The organism is Methanobrevibacter olleyae (assembly GCF_900114585.1).
GTDB lineage: Archaea > Methanobacteriota > Methanobacteria > Methanobacteriales > Methanobacteriaceae > Methanobrevibacter > Methanobrevibacter olleyae.
On the sequence record NZ_FOTL01000015.1, the window covers coordinates 28,356 to 46,009 of the forward strand.

The 17,654-nt window shown below is 27.1% G+C and carries 13 protein-coding genes and 1 pseudogene; 6 read left to right on the plus strand and 8 right to left on the minus strand.

Annotated features, from left to right (window positions below; translation table 11 throughout):
• Positions 1-222 precede the first annotated feature (222 nt).
• From trpD to trpA, 5 genes are all read left to right on the plus strand, one after another.
• The gene (gene trpD / locus BM020_RS05360; RefSeq protein WP_067148876.1) at positions 223-1,233 is read left to right on the plus strand and encodes an anthranilate phosphoribosyltransferase; all 1,011 of its coding nucleotides are present in this window, start codon (positions 223-225) and stop codon (positions 1,231-1,233) included.
• Between the two features lie 197 nt (positions 1,234-1,430).
• Complete coding sequence (trpC, locus tag BM020_RS05365; protein ID WP_074798506.1) at positions 1,431-2,228, plus strand: indole-3-glycerol phosphate synthase TrpC; 798 nt, start codon at positions 1,431-1,433, stop codon at positions 2,226-2,228.
• A gap of 280 nt (positions 2,229-2,508) precedes the next feature.
• On the plus strand, positions 2,509-3,201 hold the full coding sequence (locus tag BM020_RS05370) for a phosphoribosylanthranilate isomerase (RefSeq protein WP_067148882.1): 693 nt from the start codon (positions 2,509-2,511) through the stop codon (positions 3,199-3,201).
• 145 nt (positions 3,202-3,346) lie between these two features.
• Positions 3,347-4,531, plus strand: a complete 1,185-nt coding sequence (trpB, locus tag BM020_RS05375) for a tryptophan synthase subunit beta (RefSeq protein WP_067148885.1) — start codon at positions 3,347-3,349, stop codon at positions 4,529-4,531.
• A gap of 58 nt (positions 4,532-4,589) precedes the next feature.
• On the plus strand, positions 4,590-5,369 hold the full coding sequence (gene trpA, locus BM020_RS05380) for a tryptophan synthase subunit alpha (RefSeq protein WP_067148888.1): 780 nt from the start codon (positions 4,590-4,592) through the stop codon (positions 5,367-5,369).
• Positions 5,370-5,501: 132 nt separating this feature from the next.
• Here trpA and BM020_RS05385 read toward each other — a convergent pair whose 3' ends face one another.
• The 8 genes and pseudogenes from BM020_RS05385 to BM020_RS09325 form a co-directional block, all read right to left on the minus strand.
• The gene (locus tag BM020_RS05385) at positions 5,502-6,866 is read right to left on the minus strand and encodes an MATE family efflux transporter (RefSeq protein ID WP_067148891.1); all 1,365 of its coding nucleotides are present in this window, start codon (positions 6,864-6,866) and stop codon (positions 5,502-5,504) included.
• Between the two features lie 131 nt (positions 6,867-6,997).
• Positions 6,998-7,447 (minus strand): MarR family winged helix-turn-helix transcriptional regulator, encoded by a 450-nt coding sequence (locus BM020_RS05390; protein ID WP_067148894.1) that lies wholly within the window; start codon positions 7,445-7,447, stop codon positions 6,998-7,000.
• 157 nt (positions 7,448-7,604) lie between these two features.
• The gene (gene ung, locus BM020_RS05395; RefSeq protein ID WP_067148897.1) at positions 7,605-8,288 is read right to left on the minus strand and encodes a uracil-DNA glycosylase; all 684 of its coding nucleotides are present in this window, start codon (positions 8,286-8,288) and stop codon (positions 7,605-7,607) included.
• A 223-nt stretch (positions 8,289-8,511) separates the two neighbouring features.
• Entirely contained in the window at positions 8,512-9,243 is a 732-nt protein-coding gene (locus tag BM020_RS05400) for a flavodoxin family protein (protein ID WP_067148900.1), read from the minus strand.
• A 103-nt stretch (positions 9,244-9,346) separates the two neighbouring features.
• Positions 9,347-10,006, minus strand: coding sequence for a TetR/AcrR family transcriptional regulator (locus tag BM020_RS05405; protein ID WP_074798508.1), 660 nt, complete (start codon positions 10,004-10,006; stop codon positions 9,347-9,349).
• Between the two features lie 307 nt (positions 10,007-10,313).
• Positions 10,314-10,787, minus strand: coding sequence for a pyridoxamine 5'-phosphate oxidase family protein (locus BM020_RS05410; RefSeq protein ID WP_067148906.1), 474 nt, complete (start codon positions 10,785-10,787; stop codon positions 10,314-10,316).
• Positions 10,788-11,102: 315 nt separating this feature from the next.
• Complete coding sequence (gene purB / locus BM020_RS05415; protein WP_067148909.1) at positions 11,103-12,452, minus strand: adenylosuccinate lyase; 1,350 nt, start codon at positions 12,450-12,452, stop codon at positions 11,103-11,105.
• Positions 12,453-12,911: 459 nt separating this feature from the next.
• Positions 12,912-13,251 (minus strand): annotated as a pseudogene (locus BM020_RS09325) (IS5/IS1182 family transposase); the annotation flags it as partial.
• A gap of 959 nt (positions 13,252-14,210) precedes the next feature.
• Between BM020_RS09325 and BM020_RS05420 the strand changes: the two are divergent.
• Positions 14,211-17,603: a DUF11 domain-containing protein gene (locus BM020_RS05420; protein WP_074798034.1), complete on the plus strand. Its 3,393-nt coding sequence runs from the start codon at positions 14,211-14,213 to the stop codon at positions 17,601-17,603.
• Positions 17,604-17,654: the final 51 nt, after the last annotated feature.

Below are 17,654 nucleotides of genomic sequence, written 5' to 3' on the forward strand. Positions count from 1 at the left end.
ATTATTTTTTTAAAATTTCTTATTTTGCATTGTTGTTGTTCAATCTTTATTTAAAAAATCATATTTTCAACATTTATTTACTTTAATGTATATATTTATACAACAAAGATTTAAATAGAACATTACATATATTAAAGTATACATTAATATTATAATAATTAATTTTTAAATCAAATTTCAAAATCTCATACTTATCAATTATTATTTAATGGGGAATTAAAAATGACTTTTATTGAAGATGCAATATTAAAATTATCAAATAAAGAAGATTTATCATTTGAATTGGCAAAAGGCGCTATGGATGAAATAATGAGGGGAGAAGCAACCAATGTTCAAATTAGTTCTTATCTTACTGCACTATCATTTAAAGGAGAAACAATAGATGAAATATCTGGTTCTGCAGTATCTATGAGAAATAATGCAACACGTCTTGAATGTGATATGCCGACTCTTGAAATTGTTGGAACTGGTGGAGACTCTTCAAATTCATTTAATATATCTACTACATCTGCTTTTGTAATATCTGCTGCAGGAGTGCCTGTTACAAAACATGGAAATCGTTCTGCATCAAGTAAATGTGGTGCTGCAGATGTACTTGAAGCTCTTGGTGTAAATATTAATTTAGATCCTAAAGAAAGTTTTAAAATACTTAATGAAATTGGAATGAGCTTTCTATTTGCACAAAAATATCATAGTGCTATGAAATATGTAGCTCCTGTACGTAGTGAGCTTGGAATAAAGACAATTTTTAATATTCTTGGCCCGCTTGCAAATCCTGCCTTTGCTAGCTATGAATTAATGGGCGTTTACTCTGAAGAACTTGTAGAACCTCTTGCAAATGTTTTAAATAATATTGGTGTAAATGCAATGGTTGTTTATGGTCAAGATGGGCTTGATGAAATATCTGCAAGTGCTCCAACAACAGTATGTGAAGTAAGAAATGGTGAACTTCTTAAATATACTATAAAACCTGAAGATTTTGGTTTTAAATCATGCTCTAAAGAAGATCTAGTTGGTGGAGATTCTGAATTTAATGCACAAATCACTCGCAATATTTTGTCTGGTGAAATGGGTCCTAAAAGAAATGTGGTTTTACTTAATTCAGGTGCAGCTTTATACCTTGCAGGTAAAGTAAATACTATTGAAGAAGGTGTAGAATTAGCAGAAGATATTATTGATCGTGGCCTTGCTAAAAAACAATTAAATGAGTTTATTAGGTTATCCAATGCTTAAAAACTTATTCTATTCAAATATCAGTTCTTAATTAATTAAAGATCTTTATTTTAACTAAAAATTATTTTTTATAATTTTTATTAATTATTTTTATAATTTTTATTAATTATTTTTATAATTTTTATTAATTATTTTTATAATTTTTATTAATTATTTTTTAAATTTTATTTTTAAATTTCATTGTTTATTGTGTTATTATGATTCTAGATAAAATCACTGAAAAAACCTATAAAAGAGTTGAAAAGTTAAAAAAACAATGTTCTTTAGAAGAAATTAAGCAAAAAGCTTTATCTATGGAAATAACTCTTGAAGGAGATAGTGCTTATCCCTTTGAAAATGCTCTTAAAAAAGAAGGAATGTCTTATATTTGTGAGATTAAAAAAGCGTCCCCTTCTAAAGGAGACATTGTTCTTGAAGATGGTTTTGATGCAGTGAGAATTGGAAAAGAATATGAAAAGGCTGGGGCATCAGCAATTTCAATACTTACAGAACCATATTTTTTTAAAGGAGACAATAAATACTTAAAATCTGTATCAGAGAATGTAAGTATTCCAATTCTTAGAAAGGATTTTGTTGTAGATGAATATACAATCTATGAAGCTAAAACAATAGGTGCAAGTGCTGTATTGTTGATTTGCTCTATTTTAGATAAAGAAACTCTAAAGAATTATATTGAATTAGCACATTCTCTTGGTTTATCTGCACTTGTTGAAGCACATGATGAAGAAGAACTTCTCACTGCTATTGATTGTGGAGCAAGGATTATTGGAGTGAATAATCGTAATTTAAAAGATTTTACAGTTGATTTTAATAATGCAATAAACCTTAGAAAATTAATCTCAAAGGATATAATCTTTGTTTGTGAAAGTGGTGTTAAAAGAAAAGAAGATATTGATTTATTAAAAGAAAACAATGTTAATGTAGTTTTAATAGGTGAACTTTTAATGAAAAGTGATGATAAGGCAAAAATGATTGATTATTTAGAAGGTGAGTAAATCTTTAGTTCTCTTAAAATATGGTTTTCTTATATAATAATATAATAACTAATCATTTTGACTATTTTTATTAAAAAGCTAATTTAGGGAATATATTTATATCTTGTTGTGATTTTATAGCAAATACAGGTAAAATTTATTAGATTAGAATTATAATTTAATAATAGAATTAATAATTTGCTTTTTAGCTATTTTCTCAGTTATTTTCTTGATTATTTTCTTGGTTATTTTTTAGTTATTTAAGTAAATTTTTAAAAATATTCGTGTTTAGGTAATTTTTATGTTAAAACTTAAAATTTGTGGACTTAGAAGAGTTAAAGATATTGATATTGTTAATAAGTACAATATTGATTATATTGGTTTTGTTTTTGCTAAAAGTCCACGTCAAGTTTCATTCAATCAAGCTAAAGAATTATCTGGTCTTTTAAAAGAGGATATTATCCCTGTAGGTGTCTTTGTAAATGAAGATTTAAAATTTATCGTTGATTTATTTAAAGAGGGAATAATAGAAATCGCTCAACTTCATGGTGATGAAGATGAGAAATATATTCAAAACTTAAAATCTATCTCTTATGAAATTACTGGTCGAGAGATTAAGGTGATTAAATCAATTGAAATAAAAAATAATGATGAAAATAATAAAAAATATGACGATAATAATCAAATTAATAATGATATAGATTTTAATGAAAAATTATTAGAGTGGCGAGATTCAGTTTCTGATTATTTTATTTTAGATAGTGGAAAAGGTTCTGGTAATACATTTAACTGGAATTTAATTGATAAAGATAATGAAATGCTTAAAAAACCTTTTTTCCTTGCTGGTGGACTTAATAGTGAAAATATTGGTTTAGCTATTAAAGAATTCAATCCCTATGCTGTTGATTTAAGTAGTGGGGTAGAAACAGAAGGTTTTAAAGATGAAGAAAAAATTAAACAAATAGTTGAAATCCTTGAGAAATATAGGAAATAATTTTATAATATTAAACAAATAGTTGAAATCCTTGAGAAATATAGGAAATAATTTTATCTTTTAATAATTTTTAACAAATTAATCATTTTAATAATTTTTAATAAATTGATAATTAATATTTAAACTTTTAAATTGGAGAGAAAATATGAGTAGAGGTCGATTTGGAGTTCATGGTGGACAATATATGTCTGAAACATTAATGAATGAACTTTTAAACTTAGAAAAACAATATAATCACTTTAAAGAAGATCCTGAATTTGTAGAGGAATTGAATACTCTTTTAAAAGAATATGCAGGGAGACCCTCTTTACTGTACTATGCAAAAAGAATGACAGAAGATCTTGGTGGAGCTAAGATTTATTTAAAACGTGAAGATTTAAACCATACCGGAGCTCATAAAATTAATAATGTACTTGGGCAATGTTTACTTGCAAAAAAGATGGGCAAAACTAGGGTTATAGCTGAAACTGGCGCAGGTCAACATGGTGTAGCAACAGCTACTGCTGCAGCATTATTGGGTATGGAATGTGAAGTCTTTATGGGTGAAGAAGACACAAAAAGACAGGCTCTTAATGTATTCCGTATGGAATTATTAGGTGCTAAGGTTCATACAGTAACTACTGGTTCTAAAGTATTGAAAGATGCTGTAAATGATGCATTTAGGGAATGGATTTCAAGGGTAGATGATACTCATTATGTAATTGGTTCTACAATGGGGCCACACCCCTTTCCAACAATAGTTAGAGATTTCCAAGCAGTGATTAGTGAAGAGATAAAAGAACAAATATTAGAACTTGAAGGAAAATTGCCTAATATGGTTATTGCTTGTGTTGGTGGAGGAAGTAATGCAATGGGTGCATTTTATAACTTTCTTAATGATAAAGAAGTCAGACTTGTAGGAGTTGAAGCTGCAGGCAATGGAATTGATACAGAATATCATGCAGCAACAATAGCTAAAGGAGAGCTAGGTATATTCCATGGTATGAAATCCTATTTCTGTCAGGCTAACTATGGCCAAATTTCTCCAGTATACTCTATCTCAGCAGGTCTTGATTATCCTGGAATTGGCCCGGAACATGCTTATTTACATGATATTGGGAGAGCTAAATATGTTTCAGCTACAGATGATGAAGCAGTTGAGGCATTTGAATATCTATCAAGAATGGAAGGTATTATTCCAGCTATTGAATCTTCTCATGCAATAGCTTATGCAATGAAAGTTGCAGGATATATGGATAAAGATGATATAATTGTTATTAATCTATCTGGCCGTGGAGATAAAGATGTGGCAGCTATTGCTCGTTATAAAGGAGTAGAATTATACGAATAATTCTAGCAAAAATAAAAAAGATAAAATGGTTTTTGATAAATCTTTAAAAGGTGTTTAAATGAGTGAAAAAATTAAAATTAGTGATGCTTTTTCTAATGGAAAAGCTTTTATTGGATTTTTAACTGCTGGAGACCCTACAATTGAAAAAACTGTAGAATATGTTTTAGCTATGGAGGAGGCAGGTTGTGATATTATTGAAATTGGCATTCCATTTTCAGACCCTGTTGCTGAAGGACCAGTTATTCAAGAAGCAAACCTTAGGGCATTAAAAAATAATACAAATACTGATGATGTTTTTGAAGCAGTTAGACAAATTAGGGAAAAGTCAGATATTCCTTTAGTATTTTTAACTTATATAAATCCAGTTTTCTATTATGGCTATGATGAATTTTTCAAAAAATGTAGAAAATTAAATATTTGCGGTATTATCTCACCAGACCTTCCTTATGATGAAAAGGATGAAATTCTTGATGTTACTAATAGATATGGTATTGATATAATTAGCTTAATTGCACCAACTTCAAAGGAACGTATACAAATGATTGCAAGTGAGGCAAGTGGATTTATTTATGTTGTTTCATCATTAGGTGTTACTGGAATGAGATCAGAGATTAGAACGGATTTAAGGTCCATCATAAGTGATATAAAAGAAGTAACTGATGTTCCAACTGCAGTTGGTTTTGGTATTAATACTCCAGAACAAGCAGAAAATATTGCAAAAATAGCTGATGGTATTATTGTAGGAAGTGCAATTGTAAACATTATTGCAGAGCATGGAGAAAATGCAAGAGAACCTCTTATAGATTATGTTAAATCAATGAAAGATGCTATTTTATAATAGCAAATTTCAATATTTTTAATAGTTATTTTTTTACTAGTTATTATATTTTTTATAATATTTTTTATACTTATTTTTTATAAAATTTAATTCTTTTTAGTACTTATTTTCTATAAAATTTAATTCTATTTTTTAATTATCAAATTCTACCCTAATTTTCTTAATGGTGTATCTTGCATAGCTAAAGTTTAAAATACTTGCTAAACTTCTTCCTAGAGCAAGTCCAGTCCAGATTCCTACTAATCCCCAAGCTAAGACTATTCCAAGTATATAGGTAGCACTTACTGTAAATATAACTTCTCTTATAATGGTCCATGCAAGGCTTGTTGTTCCTTTACCAATTCCTTGGTATAAGAAACTTGAAATCATACCTGCTCCAGTAAGTGGGAGACATAGAGAAGCGATTCTAAGGAATTTTGTAATTTCTGGAACTAAGATAGCTGTTTCTTTTGTGTATGCAAAAATAGTTGCAAGTTGCGGAGCAAATGCTACAAGAATTATAGTTACTGCTGTACCAAATGCTATTGCGAACTTTACTCCGTAAAAGTGTGCTCTTGATAAATAATCTCCATTTTTTGCTCCAAATGCACTACCTGAAACTGCTGCAACAGCACTACCAATAGCTGTAAGGGGCATTATTGCAAATAGGTAGAGTCTTTGACCTGATGTAAATGAAGCAATTCCATATTCTCCTCCAATACTGGATATGAATATTAGATACAAACTAATAGCAATAGACATCATAAACATATCCATTGAGGAAGGAACCCCTACTTTTAGGATATCTTTAGCTATTTTGCTGTTGAATTTAAATTCTCTTAAATCTACATTTACATAGGTATCTTTTTTAATAAGAATCCAGTACATAATTACAATTGCAGAACCAAGGGAACTAACTATAGTTGCAAGGGAAGCTCCAGCTGAACCTAAACCCATTGTGTAAATAAAAATAGGATCTAGGATGGTGTTTAAGATAACTGATACAATAATAGCATACATTGCTCTTTTCATATCTCCTTCTCCACGAAGGATACCACTACAACCGTTTCCAAACATAAATGCAAATAAACCTAAGAATAATGGTGTTCCGTATCTTATTCCTTCAGCAAGAGATTCTCCACTTGCTCCGTAGCTTATTAAAAGGGGTTCTTGTATAAATAATAAGATTATTGTTAAGGCTATTGAAGCTATAAGAAAGATTAATAATGAGTGTGCAGCTGAATCACTTGCACCTTTATGGTTTTTAGCCCCTACAAAACGGCTTATACTACTTGTTGCACCATTTCCAAGCCCTACACTTACTCCATTTAGTATCATGAATATTGGTGTTACAAAACCAATTCCAGCTATTGCTGATTGACCAAGTCCTGCTACAAAGATGCCATCTACAATATTATATGATGCTGTTAAAAGCATTGAAATCATAATCGGAATAGCAAGCTTTTTTACAGCTTTTTCTGGTTCTCCTCTCATTAATTCTACATTTTTATTTGCCATATTGAATCCCAATCTGTAATTATTCTAATAAATTATTCTTTAAGTATTTCTAACTATTTTAATAATTATTCTTTTAGTATTTCTAACTATTTTAATAATTATTCTTTTAGTATTTCTAACTATTTTAATAATTATTCTTTAAGTATTTCTTCACTTTTTCTAGCTATTTCTTTTAGTTGATTTTTTGTTTTACTATCTAATTTATCAATTCCAACTTTTTCTTCCCATTTTTTTAAATCTCTTTTTAATAAAATAGCTAAATCTTCTCCTTTTTTTGTTGTTTTTAATATATATTTTCTTCTATTATTTTCATCAATTTTTCTATCGAGATATCCTTTATCTTCTAATTTTCTTAAAGCTTTAGCTATTGTTCCTTTGCTTTGACTAAATATATTAGCTAGGTCATCTTGAGATAAATCTTTTCCTTTATGGATTACCATTAAATAGCGACCTTCATGAAACATATCTATATGATTTGGATTTTTCATATAATATCTTAGTTTATTTTTGGATATGTGATGAATTAATGCAATAAAAGGCATTGAATCATATTTATCTATTTTTTCATTTTCTTTTTTCATACTTTCATCTAATATATTTTTTATTTTTTTAAATAGCTTATTTTCATTTTTATAAATATTCTATTTTTATATTAATTTTATATGTATATAAATGTTTCTTGAGAAACTGTTTATCAATGAACAATTATTTTAAAATATTTTTAAATTTTAATTTAAGTTAAATTAATTTTTCTTGTTTATTTCGTATTCTCCAATCGATTTCTTCTAAATTATTTTCTTTTAAGAATTCATTAGCTAATTTAAAATGATTACATCCAAAAAATCCTTTTCTTGCTGAAAAGGGGCTTGGATGGGAAGATGTGAGGATTAAGTGATTAGGGTTTGTAATAAATTCTTTTTTAAATTCTGCTTGTTTTCCCCATAATAAAAATACAATAGGATTCTTTTGCTGATTTAGGATTTTAATCACATTATCTGTAAAAGTTTGCCATCCGCATTTACTGTGTGAGTTTGCATTTCCCTCTTCAACAGTTAGCACAGTATTTAGTAGGAATACACCTTGTTTAGCCCATGATTCAAGACATCCTGACTCTGGAATAGGGTAGTTGTATTCCTCTTTAATTTCTTTGAAGATATTTTTAAGTGATCTTGGAATTGGATTTCCCTCTGGTGTTGAAAATGCAAGTCCATGAGCTTGCCCCTTTTCATGATAGGGGTCTTGACCTAATATAAGTACTTTAACTTCATTTAAAGGACATAATTTAAAAGCATTAAAAACTTCTTCTTTTGGGGGATAAATTGTTTTTCTTTTGTATTCATCTTCTACAAACTCTTTTATTTTTAAGAAATAATCTTTTTTAAATTCTTCTTCTAAAATCATGTCCCAATCGTTTTCAATCATAAAATCACTTTAATTCTTTAAATTTTCTTTTAATTAATTTTAAAGGTTTTTTATATTCTTTAAATTTTCTTTTAATTAATTTTAAAGGTTTTTTATATTCTTTAAATTTTCTTTTAATTAATTTTAAAGGTTTTTTATAAACTTTTATATATTCAAAGGAGTACTAATTGATGTTTTTATTTATTATTAAATAAATTTATCATGATATTTAATGATTTATTCTTTATTTTATCACTTTTTTAAGGATAAAAAACATTATTTTTGCAAAAATCTTTTTTATGAATCCTAAGTTTACATCTGGAGCAAATTCATAATTAACTAAACCAGTACTTTCCCAATATTCTTTATCTATTTTAATTGGTTCTTTTGTTGATATCATTGCTCTCCAAAGGTTGTAAAATATTAAATCTCCAATGTTCGGGGCATGTAATTTTTTAGAGACTATATCCTTATGGAATTTTTGAGATACTTTGTTTATCTCTTCAGTATTAATACTCTCTTTTCCTCCGCAAGCATAAGTTATTTGATAAATTTTATTAAATCCCCAATGTCTTAAATTTTCACCGATATAATTTGCAACATCTTTTTGCCCAGCTCCTGCAGTTGATACAATAACTAATGCTTTTTTATCAAAAAACTTAGGTCTATGATAGAGATAAGCAGTATGATCGAAGAAATTTTTAATAAGTGCAGTAACATTCATTGCATAAACTGGAGAGGTGATTATAAGTCCATCAGACCATTTAATTTTTTCTAGGATTGAGTTTACTATTTCATAATGAGGACAGTTTTCTTCTCCTTCCATTATACATTTAAAACAACCATTACACATTGGTATTTTCTCTTTCATTAATTGTATTTCTTCAAACTCTCCTTCTAAATTAGTTTTAGCCTGTTTAGCCATACTCCATGTATTTTTCTTTCTTGGAGAACCATTGATTATTAGATATTTCATCTTTTCACCTATTTGCAAGATCTTATTATCTTATTTTTTTCTTCTAATCTTATAGTTTCGTTGTTTTCTACTTTATTATCTTTACATTTTCTTAATTATCTTCTTATTTATTATCTTTACAATCCTCTTCATTACTTTCTTTATCATTTATTTTTACAGAATTAAAGATTATTTTCATATGATTTGTAGCTCTTATTACAAATTCCTTTATGAATTTTTCATCATCCTCTGGATAATTAATAATGAAGTGTTCATATAATAAGAATAATCCATAATAATAAAATGATTCTGCAAGCTGTTTGCTGTTGGAATCTTCTTCAATAACCTTTTTTTCTTTCATTAAATCAAATAGCTCAATCCAACCTTTAATTGCATAGTCCATAATTGCTTCTTTTACAAAATTTTTTATTTTTTCATTATGATATGATTCAACTAAAAAGATTCTTGTAATTTTCATCATCACTCTTTCAGATAATTTTGATATAAATCTTTCACTACCTACTTTGTAGAAATGGTCAAAACCTAAATTTAAACTATCAGATGCTTGCATTAAAGGTGCTTCTTCTTTTAACATTTCCTTGATATAATAATTTAATATTGATTCTAAAATAGATTCCTTACTTCTATAATGATTGTAAATAGAACTTTCTTTTATTCCAGTCTCTTTAGCTATTTGCCGTATACTTACTCTATCATAGCCATACTCTGAGAATAAATCAATAGAAATATTAAATATCTTTTCTTTAGTATTCTTTTTAGTCATATTATCTCTTTTAAACAGCTAATTTTCTTATAAATTTACTTTTATAAATTTCATATCTAAACTAACACCTGTTAGTTAAAATCATATATTATTTTCATGCTTTTAGTTAATAAAACTAACGGCTGTTAGTATGAATTTTTAAAGAATAGTTTAAATTTAAAACAAGAAAGCCACTTTAGTTAAAAAATTAGAATTAGTTAAAAACAGAATGAAAAAAAGTTTCACAACTTAAAAAAATTAGAATTAGTTAAAAACAGAATGAAAAAAGTTTTGGTCAAGGTTTTTAGCCGAAGGCTAAAAAGCTTGCTTATTTTTCTTCAACTATTTTTCCACTAATATGTTCTATTTTAAGTTCATAAAGCTCTGTAAGGTTTAAAAGTCTATCAATTTCTGATTTTGTTTCCTCTTCACTTGGAAAGAATTTATTTCCTAGATGGCTTAATTTGTTTATTTTATCTTCAACATCATCAATTGTTTTCATTCTTCCAAAAACAACAACACTTTTAAATGTGTACCACCATTCATTTTCAGCTTTAATTCCTTTGTCAATTACACAGAAAGAAACTTTGTCATGTTTTCTTATTGCATCTTTTTTATGACTATTTTTTATAGTTCCATGGAAGTATATCTTACCATCAATATAAACATGACTTAATGGTATAGCATAGGGATATTCATCATCTCCTAAAACTGCTAAAACACCATGAGGTTCATTTATTAAAATATCAACACATTCCTCTTCAGATAAAGCTTGCTTTGCTCTTCTCATTTTTCTAAACATATTATTATTTTTAGCTTTACTTATAAAAATACTTATTTAATAGCCTATATTTAGTTTAAGATTTGTTAAATATGATTAAACTAGTTTGTATTTAGTTTAAGATTTGTTAAATATGATTAAACTAGTTTGCATTTAGTTTAAATTTGCTAAAATATGATTAAAATACTTAGAAATAGTTAAAAATAATGAAACTAAAAGATCTAAAAATTTCAATAAAAATAAAAAATAGTAAAAAAAGTAAATGAAAATATTAATCAAACTTTTTTTTAAAAAATTTTGGTCAAGGTTTTTAGCCGAAGGCTAAAAAGCTTGGATTTAGAACCAATCTTTAGATGATTCTAAAATTTCATCAACTATTATTGGTGCAGAACCAATGTAAGTATGAGGATCCATAATTCTTTCAACATCTTCTTTAGATAAGAATTGGCTAGCATCAGAATCTTCAAGGATTAAATCTGCAAGAAGGAGTTTTTCTTTATTTGCTTTAATTGCATTTTTACGAGCTACTCCATAAGCAGTTTGTTTACCCATTCCAGCTCTAGTGAGTTCTGCCATTAATCTTTCAGCCATGATTAATCCATTACTAAAGTTTAGGTTTCTTTCAATGTTTTCATCATAGAATATAAGATTATTCATTAATTTAATAGTTAAGTTGAGGATATAATCTGTAAGAATACAAGATTCTGGAAACATAATCCTTTCACAAGAAGAGTTAGTTAAGTCTCTTTCATGCCAGAGAGGGTTGTTTTCCATAGCTGCATTCACATAGGATTTTACAATTCTTGCAACACCACAAATACGTTCTGCAGTAATTGGATTCATTTTATGCGGCATAGTACTACTGCCAACTTGTTTTTCAGGGTCGAAATATTCTCCTAGCTCTTGAATTTCAGTTCTTTGTAAGTTTCTAACTTCAAGAGCAATCTTACTAAGGGTTGTAGCAATGTTAGCAAGGGTAGCTATGAATTCTACATGATTGTCTCTTTGTAGAACTTGATTAGTAATTGGAGCAGCTTTAAGTCCTAAGATTTCAGATACTTTTTTGTGAATTGCCCATCCATCAGTTCCAAGTGCTGCTGTAGTTCCAACAGCTCCATCCATCATTCCAAGGCAAACATTGTCTTTTGCATGTTCTAGTCTGTCATATTGTCTGTGAAGTTCATCTGCCCAAATAGCAAATTTCATACCATATGTGGTAGGTAATGCATGTTGACCATGGGTACGGCCAATACATACTTTTGTTTTATTTTCTTCTGCTAATTTAAGGATGATTTTAGTTAATCTTTCTATTTTTTCTTCTAAAACTTCAATAGAATCCTTTAAAAGTAAAGAGTTAGAACTATCAACAATATCATTAGATGTTGCTCCAAAATGAACATATTCTCCAGCTTCACCTTCACATACTTCACTTAATCCTTTTGAAAGGGAAGCGATGTCATGTTTGGTTTCAGCTTCAATTTCACTTACACGTTCTAAGGTAACATATTCAATACTTGCCTTTGCTTTAATCTCATCTGCATATTCCTTTGGTATTATTCCAAGCTCACCTTCAGCTTGAGCCAATGCAGATTCAATATCTAACATTCTTTGTTGTTTATTTTCTTGTTCCCAGATTCTTTTCATTTCTGGAGTTCCATATCTAAATTCAATTGGATGTATTGCCATTTTAACTCTCCTTTAATTGTAGGTAATTTATTTAAAATAATATTCTTTAAAATTTTATAATCCTAATAATAATTTTAACTTATTATAATTTAAAATCATATTTTTAGAATATACAGTTTTATTTTTGAATTTTAGATTAAATATATTTTATTAATTTTATAGCCTCTTTCAAAAACTTTGTTGATTGAAATTTTTTTAATAAAAAATAGTGGTTTTTAGAATTTTTTCTTAAAAATGGTTTGATTTTTATTTAAAAATAGTAAAATTTAATAAATGGTTGGAGCTAAGTTTTTATCATTGCTTAAACAAAAAACAATTGCTTCAAATAGTATTTTAGATGTTGAACAATATATATGTTGCGATTTTAATGAATGATTTTTCTTCTTTCCAATCCTCATTTTTGTAAGATTATTTAATTCTTGTCGTGAAGTTTTTAAATCTTTTAGGGTCCTTACGATTTTAGTTTTCTGATAATTGTTGTATGGTCGTTTTTGAGTGAATCATTGTAATATTATCAGTGATCCTAAAAATACATTTAAATAAACGGTTTTTTTCAACTGATTTTGGAGTATATTTGTGGATTTCTCTTCATATTTAAAATCCTTGTTTTAATAATTTGAAAAAATCTTCTATTTTAGCCCTTATTGGTTTAAATTTTTCCCAGGAATCTAATTTTTTCAATAATTCCATTTTTAATCTGTTGTATAATCTTTTTTCTTTTATTATTTTCTTTGTTTACGTTAAATACAGCTAATGGATAGGTTAAAATATTATCTAATCTTTTTTTGTTGAATTTTTCTAAATTAGGGTTTTTAAACATCAATTATTGTATTTTTTCATGCTAAAAAGAGTTTGAATAAAAAATATTAAAAGATTATATGGGGGGAGAAATATAAGCTTTCTAAAAGGGAGGAATATAAAAGAATGTGAAGATCAATTAAAAAATGGTTAAAGATTTATTTTGATTTAAATGTATTATTTATGAAGTTGAAAGAGAGTTACAAAGGTTTAATTTATCGTAAAAAAATGAATTTCATAATGTTATTTATGAAATTATAAGAAAATTTATTGTTTCTAGGTATAAAAGCTTTATTTATCATTTAAAAGATAAGAAAATTGAGAGAACAAATAATAAGCTTGAAAATGCTTTTTAAGAAACTATACCTAAATCAAGAAAAAGAACTTTTAAGACTATTCATGGTGTTTTAAAGAGAATTTATTCCAGAGATTTGATTTTGAATGAAAATCGAAAACTTAATCAAGTTCATCAACAAAGTTTTTGAAAGAGCCTTAAAAATAGGAGGTTGTAAAATTTTATAGGCTTATTTTATTTTTATGTTTTAATTACTTGATTTTTATAATACTTAACGTTATTAAACATAAAGTAGCGAAAGGTTTATATAAATATAAATATATATAATATTATGATTTGAACAAATTATATCTTTTTAAATAAAAGATATTTTTTTGTTTAAGTCTAATATTATAATAGGTTAATATTAAATTAACACATGTTATAATTTGAAATCTTCTCCATTTGAATTTAAATGATTAAATATATTTTACTAAAAATATAGTTTATCATGAAATTCAATATAAGTTTAGAGGAATATATTTATTATATATTTGAATATAAACCAGTTTAAATGAACTAGATTTATTTTAAATCTAGGAAATTTAGACTAAATTGTAGTGATTTATTTAAATATTAAATATATATTAGATTCCTATCTAAAAAAAATAAGGAGTTTTAAAAAAATGAAGAAAAAGATAATTATATTACTATTAATATTTTCATTATTTTTAACTATTTCTTCAGTATCTGCATTAGACACAGATGATAATGTGATAATGGGAGAGAAAGATTTAAATTCTATGGATACTACTAGTAATACAGATAACAGTGTTAGTGTTGATGAATACAATAAAGATACTAATATAGGTGAAAAATCCACAGATATTAAGGAAAATACCCTCTGTAGTAATTCTGATGAAACAATCACTTCCAAAAATATTGTAGACAATTCAACAAACACTAATGAAAATAGTATTAAAAGTAAATCAAATTCAAACCCGTTAAGAGAAGGTCCATCAAGAGGAGGTAATATAATTTATATTAGCTCTAACGGTACAGGTACTGGTTCTTCTAGTGATGATCCAACAAACTGGACTACTGGATACACCGCTGCTACAGCAGATGATACAATTTGTTTCCTTGATGGAACTTATAATCTTGTAAATATAACTTTAGGTAAAAATTTAGTTTTACAAGCTTTAAATAAAGGAAATGCAATAATAGATGCAAATGGAGCAGGTTATATCTTTTCCATTAGTTATAACAAGAATATAACTATAAATGGTTTAACATTTATAAATGGAAAAACCACCAGAAGTGGAGGAGCAATATCATTTAACTCTGGAAATCTGATTATAATTAACAGTACATTTAATAATAACAGTGCAACTTCCTACGGTGGAGCATTATATGTTAGAAATGGAAATTTAACTATAATTAACAGTACATTTAATAATAATAATGCAAATTCTTCTGGTGGAGCATTTTATTCTTCAGAAAATGCTAATATTAGTAATTCTAATTTCACCAATAATAGTGCAGATGGTTCAGGTGGAACTATAAGAGCTTATGGTAATTTAACCATATCTGATTCTACTTTTACTAACAGCACTTCTAAAAATGGCCAAGGTGGAGTAATATATGCTCCAAACGCTACTGTAAATAATTCAGTTTTTGTTAATAATACTTCAAAAAATGGTGGTGGAGCAATATACACCAATACGGAATATTCAATTAATAATTCAGTATTTGTTAATAATTCTGCTACTAACGGTGATGGTGGAGCAGTTGGATCATATGATGCAGGTGTTATAAATAATTCTAACTTCACTGATAACTCTGCTAAAAGAAGTGGTGGAGCTGCATATGCTAGAGATAATATTGTAATTGAAAATTCAAATTTCATAAACAATAAGGCATCTGATGAAGGTGGAGCAGTACGTGCACAATCAGAAGTTAATATTACTAACTCTAATTTCACAAACAATACTTCTAACAGACATGGTGGAGCAGCATTTTCTAATAAAAATATCACTGTTAACAATTCAACTTTCACCAATAACTCTGCTAACGAAAATGGTGGAGCAGTATATGGTGCTGATGCTAAAATTGACAATTCCGATTTCACCAACAATCATGCAACTGATATTGGTGGGGCAGTATATGCTACTGGTGAAAGCACTGTTAATAATTCTAATTTCACCAACAACAGTGCAGAATATGGTGGAGGAATACATTCTTCAGAATTAAATTCTAAGAATAATAACTTCATCAACAATAGTGTAATTTATTATGGTGGTGGAGTTTATGCGGATGTGTTAAATTCAGAAAATGATAACTTTATCAATAATATTGCAGAATACGTTGGTGGTGGAGCTTTTGTTGCATCTAATGCTGATGTAAATGAATCAACCTTTGATTCTAACACTGCAGTAAATGGTGGGGGATTATTTAGTTTTGGAAATTCTACTGTTAATAATTCTAATTTCATTAAAAACAATGCTTATGATGGATCTGCAATAATTAGTGGAAATTTAGTTTTAAACAACAGTAATCTAGAAAACAACACATCTAGAGGTTATGGAATTATCTATGCTGAAAATGCTACTATTGAAAATAATAATTTTAAAGATAATACTGCATTAGAAGATAAACAAATTTATGTATTGAATGAATTAAATCAAAAGAATAATACTTTAAGCCCTAATCAAATAGAAGATATTAACACTACCACAATAAACGTGGAAAATGTTAATAAAACTACTTATTTGCTTGATTTAGAAGATGGTTTAAAAGGATATTGTTTACAAAGAACATTAAACTTCCCTGATTATGTGTATTTATTAAATAATCTTAGTTTAGCACGTAACCAATTAACTGGTGAAGATGTTAGTGAATACTTAAAGATTTTAATTTATAAATATTATTTCTCAGATGAAAAAGACAATATAACTTTCAGTTTATGGGACTTTACAGACCGTGATTTTAGAAATAGTGATAACAATTTAACTAAAGAAGTAATTGCATTGTATAATTCTGGATTCCGTGTACCGAATTATAATGCTAGTTTAATATTAGCTAATGGTACTCAGGTATTATTTGATTTTTATAGTGCAGGAAGTTCAACAACTCAAAATTTATTCCTATTTAATGTTACATATATGGGAACTAATTATGATATGAAAGTTGAAAAAATTACTTTAAATAAAACTGTTATAAATGGAGAAAAAGTGGAATTCATAATTAGAGTAACAAATATGGGTGATACAATCCTTCATGGTGTTACTGTATTTGAAAAAAGTTATGATGGTTTAATTTATGATTCTTATATTGATGAAGGAAATAAATGGAATTATAATAATGGTAAATGGGTTTACAAAAATCAATTGAATATTAATGAATCTGCAGAATTTACTGTAGTTTTTAATACAGTTAAATCTGGTAACTTTACTAATGTTATAGTTTCTTCATCTAATGAGACTGATAATAAAACTACTAATAACACTACTTCAGTTTACACTCCAAAGATGACTATTGTAAAAATTTCAAATAATAAAACTGTTAAAGTTGGTGAAACTGTTAGTTTTACTATTATCTTAACTAATACTGGTGATTGTAATTTAACTGGTGTTTATATTAAGGATAATAAATATTCTAAGGGTTTAGTTTATTTGTCTTACATAGATAAAAATAATGAATGGACTTTTGATGGAATAAATAAATGGACATATAAAGGAGTATTGGCTCCTGGAGAATCTGTAAGTTTAGATATTCTATTTAATACAACTAGTACTGGTATAAAAGTTAATACTGCTATTGCAGGAAATAATATAACTAATGAAACTGTTAATAGTACAAATGAAACTAATGTAACTAATAACACTAGTGTAACTAATAAAACAAATAATGTAACTAATGGTACTAATAAAACAAAAACTGATAATAATACAGGTATCAATAAAGAACCTGTTGCTAAAACAGTTTTAACTAATCCAAGCTCACCTAAAGCTGGAAACCCATTAGTAGTTTTATTTTTAAGTTTAATTTTAGTATTAGTTCCATTTAGAAAAAGATAAAACTATATTTTGTTAATTTTATGTGTTTATTTATAAACACATATTATTATT

Coding starts and splice junctions, on each gene's coding strand:
- trpD (WP_067148876.1), top strand. CDS start 223: ATGACTTTTATTGAAGATGCAATATTAAAATTATCAAATAAAGAAGAT.
- trpC (WP_074798506.1), top strand. CDS start 1,431: ATGATTCTAGATAAAATCACTGAAAAAACCTATAAAAGAGTTGAAAAG.
- BM020_RS05370 (WP_067148882.1), top strand. CDS start 2,509: ATGTTAAAACTTAAAATTTGTGGACTTAGAAGAGTTAAAGATATTGAT.
- trpB (WP_067148885.1), top strand. CDS start 3,347: ATGAGTAGAGGTCGATTTGGAGTTCATGGTGGACAATATATGTCTGAA.
- trpA (WP_067148888.1), top strand. CDS start 4,590: ATGAGTGAAAAAATTAAAATTAGTGATGCTTTTTCTAATGGAAAAGCT.
- BM020_RS05385 (WP_067148891.1), bottom strand. CDS start 6,866: ATGGCAAATAAAAATGTAGAATTAATGAGAGGAGAACCAGAAAAAGCT.
- BM020_RS05390 (WP_067148894.1), bottom strand. CDS start 7,447: ATGAAAAAAGAAAATGAAAAAATAGATAAATATGATTCAATGCCTTTT.
- ung (WP_067148897.1), bottom strand. CDS start 8,288: ATGATTGAAAACGATTGGGACATGATTTTAGAAGAAGAATTTAAAAAA.
- BM020_RS05400 (WP_067148900.1), bottom strand. CDS start 9,243: ATGAAATATCTAATAATCAATGGTTCTCCAAGAAAGAAAAATACATGG.
- BM020_RS05405 (WP_074798508.1), bottom strand. CDS start 10,006: ATGACTAAAAAGAATACTAAAGAAAAGATATTTAATATTTCTATTGAT.
- BM020_RS05410 (WP_067148906.1), bottom strand. CDS start 10,787: ATGTTTAGAAAAATGAGAAGAGCAAAGCAAGCTTTATCTGAAGAGGAA.
- purB (WP_067148909.1), bottom strand. CDS start 12,452: ATGGCAATACATCCAATTGAATTTAGATATGGAACTCCAGAAATGAAA.
- BM020_RS05420 (WP_074798034.1), top strand. CDS start 14,211: ATGAAGAAAAAGATAATTATATTACTATTAATATTTTCATTATTTTTA.